This window comes from Salinibacterium sp. (genome assembly GCF_031364185.1).
GTDB lineage: Bacteria > Actinomycetota > Actinomycetes > Actinomycetales > Microbacteriaceae > Rhodoglobus.
This window is the reverse complement of sequence record NZ_JANLVV010000024.1, coordinates 1-6,833: the sequence shown is the minus strand read 5'-3', so window position 1 is coordinate 6,833 and position 6,833 is coordinate 1. Positions and strand designations below refer to the sequence as shown.

Sequence of the window (6,833 nt, the reverse complement as noted above, 5' to 3'; positions counted from 1 at the left end):
GCCCCGAACGACCCGCCGATGATCACCGTGAACTTCGGAACGGCCGCGTTGGCCACGGCGTGGACCATTTTCGCGCCGTCCCTGGCAATACCGCCGCGCTCGTACTCGCGGCCCACCATGAAGCCGGTGATGTTCTGGAGGAACAGCAACGGGATGCGCCGCTGGTCGCACAACTCGATGAAGTGCGCGCCCTTCAGCGCGGACTCGCTGAACAGCACTCCGTTGTTGGCGACGATGCCGACGGGATGACCGTGGATGTGAGCGAATCCCGTCACGAGGGTGGCGCCGTATTCCTTCTTGAACTCGTGGAAGAGGCTGCCGTCCACGAGGCGGGCGATGATCTCGCGCACGTCGTATGGCACGTGCAGGTCGGTGGGAACGACTCCGCACAGTTCCTTCTCGCTCGCCACCGGCGGTGCTACCGATTGCACCTCGTAGGGCAACGGTGCCGGCGGCGGCAGCTGGCTGACGATGTCGCGCACGATCTGCAGCGCGTGGTGGTCGTTATCGGCCAGGTGGTCGGTGACGCCCGAGAGCCTCGAGTGCGTGAGACCGCCTCCGAGATCCTCGGCCGACACGACCTCGCCGGTTGCCGCTTTCACCAGCGGCGGCCCGCCCAGGAAGATCGTGCCCTGGTTGCGAACGATGATCGTCTCGTCGCTCATGGCCGGCATGTAGGCGCCGCCGGCGGTGCTCGAGCCCAGCACGGCGGCGATCTGAGCTATGCCCCTGGCCGACATTCTGGCCTGGTTGTAGAAGATCCGGCCGAAGTGGTCGCGGTCGGGGAACACCTCATCCTGTCTCGGCAGGAATGCTCCGCCCGAATCGACCAGGTAGATGCACGGCAGGTCATTCTCGGAGGCGATCTCCTGGGCGCGAAGGTGTTTCTTGACCGTGAGCGGATAGTACGCACCGCCTTTCACCGTGGCGTCGTTGGCTACGATCATGCAGTGTCGGCCATGGATCATCCCGATGCCGGCGATTACCCCGGCGCCGGGGCACTCGTTGTTGTAGAGCTCGAAGGCCGCGAGGGGTGCCACCTCCAGGAACGGGCTTCCGCGATCGACTAGGGCGTCGATCCGATCCCGTGCCAGCAGTTTGCCGCGACCCGCGTGCCGCTCCCGGGCACTCTCGGAACCGCCGAGCCCGACATCCGCCAGTCGGTGCCGAAGCTCGTCCACGAGCGCGACCTGGGCCGCGGCATTTTCGCGAAAGCTCTCGGTCGAGGGCCGTGCCTCGCTGACGAGAGTCTCCATCGAAAAATACCGTTTCGGTTAGTGGCTACTAATTGACTTCAGGTTAGTAGTCGTTAACCGCAATGTCCAGAGCGTCGCTACGATGAGCGGATGACGGAGACCTGGCGCGCGACGGAGAAAGCAAGCCGCCGCGCCCTCTACCTGACGGCGGCCGCGCGCCTGTTCGCCGAGCACGGCTACACGGGGGTATCCATCGACGATCTCGGGATGGCTGCCGGGGTGAGCGGCCCCGCGCTGTATCGCCATTTCCCGGGCAAGGAGGCGATCCTGACCGAACTGTTGGTGACCGCGAGCGAGAGGCTGATGACCGGATGCGAGGTCATCCTCGCGCAGTCGCCGCCGGGCATCGAGACCCTCCGCAACCTGGTCGACTTCCACATCGACTTCGCACTGGCCGAGCGCGACGTCATCCGGATCCAGGATCACGAACTGGCCAGGCTCCCGGCCGACGCCAACCACCGGGTGCGGGCACTGCAGCGACGCTATGTGCAGGCTTGGAGCGAGGTGGTGGCGGCAGTCCGCCCCGAATTCGCGGCGGCCGACATTGACGTGCGTGTGCTCGGAGTGTTCGGGTTGCTCAACTCGACCCCGTACAGCGCGCGAGATGAGAGCGGCGTGCGGGTGCGGGCGCTCTTCGCCGAGATGGCGGTCGCCTCGCTAGTGCGCTGGCCCGAGAGTTCACCACCGTAGTCGAGTACAAAACGCGGCAAAAAGCTCCGGCATCGCGTAAGTAGCCGCCCCGAGTTACTTACTCTCGTCGATGATCTTCTGATATCCCGCGATCAATTCCGCCTTTTGCTCAGCTAATACAACCGCCGCGGCTTCGTTTCGGTCGATCAACGCCGCCTGATAGCGGGCGGTGAGGTCGTACAGCGTCTGGATCGCGCCCGTCTCGACGTTGCAAGTGGCTTCGATGACCGCAATACGAATATTTGCCTCGCTGTTGCCTGCGGAAGCATCAGATCGGGGATGTCCGGAATCGGGATCAATGACGAGCCCTTCGTCCGTCATACACGCCTGTGCAGCAGCACGAGCCGCCTTGCCCTCGTCAGACATTTGAACGGCATCGTAGGCGCTACTGCTTATCTGGTCGTCAAGGGAGTAGGAATCAGGTGCCACTCCTGCCATCGCCTCTTTGGCCGACGCGAAGCACAGTGACTCGTCGTCGCTTCGGTTTGGTTTAACCGACTCGTCGGCCATTTCGAATCCATAACGAGTTGCGAGCGAAACACTCCACAAGCCGTAAAGTCGCCCATCCAGGTTGATCTGGGAAAATGGCGCCCAGGCAACACTAGGTAGCCCGCTTGCTCGCGCGCAGGTATCCACCAGGGCTCTTCGTGCTTGGTCCCTCAGTTCAGTCACTTGCGCGGAGTCCCTGCGAATGGCATCGATGGGCAAAGTCACGATGCCCTTCCCGAAGTCAAGCTGGGCACTGACGGTCGAGTACTGATCGAGGTCAATGCCTCCAATATCCAAGCCTTCAGACCCAGACTCGGTATCGGGTTGTGGTGCCGACGAGCATGACACCAGGACCATACTGCCGACGGTAATGGACAAGGAAATGCCCAGCGCCCGAAGAACCTGAGGCCTGCTGTGGAGCGCTCGTTCGGGTCGTGAATGCATGGCAATAACTCCAAATGAGGGAAGAGGCTCTCAGAGATTGTATGTGAGCCGCAATCAACTTCCATTAGCATGAGCACGCAACGCGCCATTGTCAACATCCGCGAGCGGAAATCATCCTCTCGGCAATCCGTCGATATCTTCGGGACGTGCGCGACAACATTAGGCGGGGCGCAATGGAAAATGAACAAGGTACCGCGATGGTCTCTGATGCCTCAGACCAACCGGCGCTCGTCGCCCTTCCCGTCGTAGCGAACGCGCGTCGTCTCATCGTTTTCTTTATCGTTCTTGCCCTTGTTGCTGCTGCGTCCTTTATCGCGGGCACCTTCGTTCGGGCACCCCAGCAGTCGGCTCTGGACTCGGTGTCCGAGCAGTTGGAGGTGACCTATGCGGTGGAGGAGCGGGTCGTGGCTCCGGGGGTCACCCTCCCGGGTCGAGTTGTCTCGGGCGAGACCAGACAACTGACTGTCGCGTCAGGTACGGGGACGGCGGAGCGCCTCATTGTGACCCGGCAGGCCCTGGTTGCCGGGCAGATGATCGCACCGGGGACGATGTTGGGTGAAGTGTCTGGCCGCCCACAAATCTCGATTCCTGAGGGCGTGCCGTTGTACCGTAACTTCGTCGATGGATCAACAGGTGCAGACGTCACTGCATTCCAGTCAGCGCTGCAGCACATGGGGCTAGATGTTTCCGTCACCGGTGAGGTGGGCCCGCGAACACTCGCCGCCGTGCTGGAACTCTACGAGCGTTTCGACGCAGCGCCAGTGGCGCCGACGGTGATCGTGTGGTCCGAATTTTTGCCGGTAAGCGCGGGCGCGACCGTCGTGACGTCGGCTGCAGTCGGCGCAGTGCTGACTCCCGAACTTCCACTCGCCGTGGTGAAAGTATCACCCGATGTCGTTCTCGCGCGGGCGAACGTTCTTGAAGCCGACGAACTCGCGGTGGGGCAGGCAGTGCAACTGCGTTCGGGGACAGGGACGGCGGCGTCAACAGTCTTGCGCATCGGAGAGTTCACAACGCCCGAGGACAATTCCGGCGCGGGTCGTGACGTGACAATGGAGCTTCCCGCTGACTTCGTGGTGACCGAGTCAGCACCCATCACGGTCTCGGCAGACGGCGATGCAGGGACAACCCCAGCAGTACCGGTGCTTGCGCTGCGACAGGATGACAAGGGCACCTACGTTGAGCTCCCGAATGCCAGTGGCGAGCCCTCAGGTCAGACTCCTGCCAACGCGGAGGACCGCGAGCGGATCTACATCACCGTCACGGCGCAGGCGGAGGGGTGGGCAGCAATCGAATCCGGCGGTCAGCTGGCCATCGGCACCGAAGTGCTTGTGTCGCCGTGAGCGATGCATCCGTCGCCGAAGATACCGCGACCCCGTTGCTCGAACTGAGATCTGTCGGGCGGGTCTATGACGATGGTGCACGAACAGCAGCGCTGACCTCCGTTGATCTTGTCATTCACGAAGGTGACTATGTGGCGATCGTGGGGCCATCCGGCTCTGGGAAATCTACTCTGCTCAACATCCTGGGGCTCTTGGACCGACCTTCGACGGGAACCTACCGAATCCGTGGCCAGGATGTTCAGACTGCAAGTGAACGTGATCGCAATCGTTTGCGCTCACGTACTTTCGGTTTCGTGTTTCAAGCATCCCACGTTGTCGGCGCACTCACTGCAGCGAGCAACGCCGGCCTCGGCTTGGAAATTTCCGGACTTCCTCGGCGCGAGCGAGTAGCCAGGGTCACGCGGGCACTGACCATGTTGGGAATTGCCTCGCGAGCAAACTTTGTCGCAAAGAATCTCTCCGGTGGGGAACGACAGCGAGTTGCCGTCGCGCGGGCGATCGCTACCAACCCCGCGGTCATCCTCGCGGATGAGCCGACGGGAGCGCTCGACTCCGAAAACTCAGCAACGGTGATCGACTATCTTGGCGAGCTGAACAGCCGCGGCGTCACCGTGATCGTTATTACCCACGACCCGACAGTCGCCGCGCGCGCTCACCGACAGGTCGAGATTCGGGATGGCGTGCTCAACGACGTAATCCCGACAGGCGTGTCGGCGCTCACGGGCGAATCGACCGCAACGTCATCCACTGCATCGCCAACGTCGAATGCGAACCGCGCATCCCCGCCCGCCCAACGACGTTACCCCGGCCGATTCTTGCGCACCCTCGCGCTTGAACTGTTCACCGCGGTGTCGGCGCACACCACCGCGCCCGCACGGTCGCTCGTGCTTATCTTTGCCTTTCTGCTCGGCACCGGCGGACTGGTGAGTGCCCTCGGAATTAGCCAGAGCGCTGCTGCTCAGGTTTCGGACAGGCTCACCGCGGCCGCTCTCGATGAGGTGGTCATTGACGACAACCTGGGAAGTGGGGTCGATGCCATTGCGAGCATTCCGGTGATCGAGGCACGAATCAAAGCAATCGACCGAGTGATTGGCGTCGGATGGTCGGCAAGGGTTGCGCCGGGTGATTCCCCCATCTCGCTCCTGCCACCGGGGAGCTTTCTGAGCCAGCCACGTTTCGATGGCCCGCGAATGGTCGCCACGGCGGGCTATCTGGATGTGATCGGTGCACAGGTCGAGCCCGCCGGGGTTGCCAGCTTGTTCACCGATGCAGGGCCGGAAATATTCGCGATCGTGGGGGATAGGGCCGCGGAGCTATTGGGAGTCGCGGCGCCGGGGCCCGGTGTGCGACTGTGGCTCAACGGTCACCCGGTGGAGGTCGTCGGATTCGCCAGCGGGTCGGAACGCGATCCCTTGCTAGCTGACTCCGTCATACTGTCGAAAGCGGCGGTGGACGTGATCAGCGGTTGGCAACCGACTTTCACCGTGCGAACTGAGCCGGGGTTTCCCGCTGCCGTCGCCGAAGCGCTGCCGAGCGCTATCAGCCCCGCCAACCCCGGCCAGGTGCATACCAGCACCGTCGCCGATTTACGCTCCCTTCGACGAGGCGTTGCCGCAGACCTGGGAACCCTGATTGCTATCGTCTCCCTGATTCTGTTGGCGCTTTCGACCCTCAGCGCCGGCACCACCATGTTCGTCTCAGTGCGTTCGCGCGCCCCCGAGATCGCTCTGCGACGTGCACTCGGCGCAAGCCGCGCATCAGTCTGGCGGCTGTTCTCGCTGGAAGGCTTGGTTATCGGCCTCGCGGGCGGTGTTGCCGGTAGCGCCTTTGGGCTACTCGCGGTGGTCGCAGTCTGCCAGTTGCAACAGTGGACACCGGTGCTCTCGCCCGCATACCTCGGCGTGGGGATCGTCGCAGGGGTAGTAAGCGGTCTTATCTCGGCCGTGTATCCCGCACTTGTTGCAGCGTTCTCCAACCCCGCGGATGCGGTGCGGGGGTAGCTCACTCCTCAAGGCGAAGTTGGCATGGCGCCTGAGTTGTGCCGGTCTCCCTTGTGCCGCCATCGCGTGAGCACGTTCGAAGCGTCACGATGACGCCAACGCGCGCGAACGCCCAGGCTGGTCTCATAAAAGTCGGCTGCCGTTAACCTTTGGTCAACCCGCGGTCCTCATCGTGTCGGTATCTTCACAACGGTGATCACCCTCTCCTCCGACGCTGGGCCAACGCGAGTGATCGCGATCATTCCCGCGCGGGGTGGCTCCAAGGGTGTTCCGGGAAAAAATCTGAAAACGGTCGGCGGGGTCTCGCTTATCGGGCGGGCTGTTGCGTCTGCCCAGGCGGCTGATCGCATCGACGAGGTGTTCGTTAGCACGGATGACGCGGCTATCGCCAGCGCCGCCCGCAGTGCCGGCGCCCAGGTGATCGACCGACCCGAGAGCCTCGCTGGCGACGAGTCGAGCTCAGAAGCCGCGCTGTTACACGCGCTCGATCAGCTGGATGAGCAACCGGGCATCCTCGTCTTCATTCAGGCCACGTCGCCTTTCATCGACCCGGCTGACCTGGACTCGGCGGTATCCCGCGTGCTCAGCGGTGAGGCTGACGTCGTGTTCGC

6 protein-coding genes are annotated in these 6,833 nt (G+C 63.0%); 4 read left to right on the top strand and 2 right to left on the bottom strand.

Features of this window, described 5'->3' with window-relative positions; genetic code table 11:
* Window positions 1–1,256 (bottom strand): carboxyl transferase domain-containing protein (locus tag RMN95_RS01455; protein WP_309615189.1); only part of this gene is annotated, 1,256 nt, incomplete at its 3' end.
* A 90-nt stretch (window positions 1,257–1,346) separates the two neighbouring features.
* On the opposite strand from RMN95_RS01455, the gene RMN95_RS01450 reads away from it, so the two are divergent.
* Window positions 1,347–1,946 carry a TetR/AcrR family transcriptional regulator gene (locus tag RMN95_RS01450; protein WP_309615188.1) on the top strand — a complete coding sequence of 200 codons (600 nt, stop codon included), beginning with the start codon at window positions 1,347–1,349 and terminating at the stop codon, window positions 1,944–1,946.
* A 54-nt stretch (window positions 1,947–2,000) separates the two neighbouring features.
* Here the strand turns inward: RMN95_RS01450 and RMN95_RS01445 are convergent, their stop codons facing one another.
* On the bottom strand, window positions 2,001–2,456 hold the full coding sequence (locus RMN95_RS01445; RefSeq protein WP_309615187.1) for a hypothetical protein: 456 nt from the start codon (window positions 2,454–2,456) through the stop codon (window positions 2,001–2,003).
* A gap of 620 nt (window positions 2,457–3,076) precedes the next feature.
* Between RMN95_RS01445 and RMN95_RS01440 the strand changes: the two genes are divergently transcribed.
* The 3 genes from RMN95_RS01440 to RMN95_RS01430 form a co-directional block, all read left to right on the top strand.
* A complete protein-coding gene (locus tag RMN95_RS01440) occupies window positions 3,077–4,222 on the top strand; it encodes a hypothetical protein (RefSeq protein WP_309615186.1) in 1,146 nt (381 codons plus the stop codon).
* Complete coding sequence (locus tag RMN95_RS01435) at window positions 4,219–6,222, top strand: ATP-binding cassette domain-containing protein (RefSeq protein ID WP_309615185.1); 2,004 nt, start codon at window positions 4,219–4,221, stop codon at window positions 6,220–6,222. The genes RMN95_RS01440 and RMN95_RS01435 overlap by 4 nt, the downstream gene beginning before the upstream one ends.
* A gap of 192 nt (window positions 6,223–6,414) precedes the next feature.
* Window positions 6,415–6,833: cytidylyltransferase domain-containing protein (locus tag RMN95_RS01430; RefSeq protein WP_309615184.1), on the top strand; the 419-nt coding region annotated here is incomplete at its 3' end.

What these genes read in the sequence shown, in the direction of transcription:
- RMN95_RS01445 (WP_309615187.1), bottom strand. Translation starts at nt 2,456, where the DNA reads ATGGCCGACGAGTCGGTTAAACCAAACCGAAGCGACGACGAGTCACTG.
- RMN95_RS01450 (WP_309615188.1), top strand. Translation starts at nt 1,347, where the DNA reads ATGACGGAGACCTGGCGCGCGACGGAGAAAGCAAGCCGCCGCGCCCTC.
- RMN95_RS01440 (WP_309615186.1), top strand. Translation starts at nt 3,077, where the DNA reads ATGGTCTCTGATGCCTCAGACCAACCGGCGCTCGTCGCCCTTCCCGTC.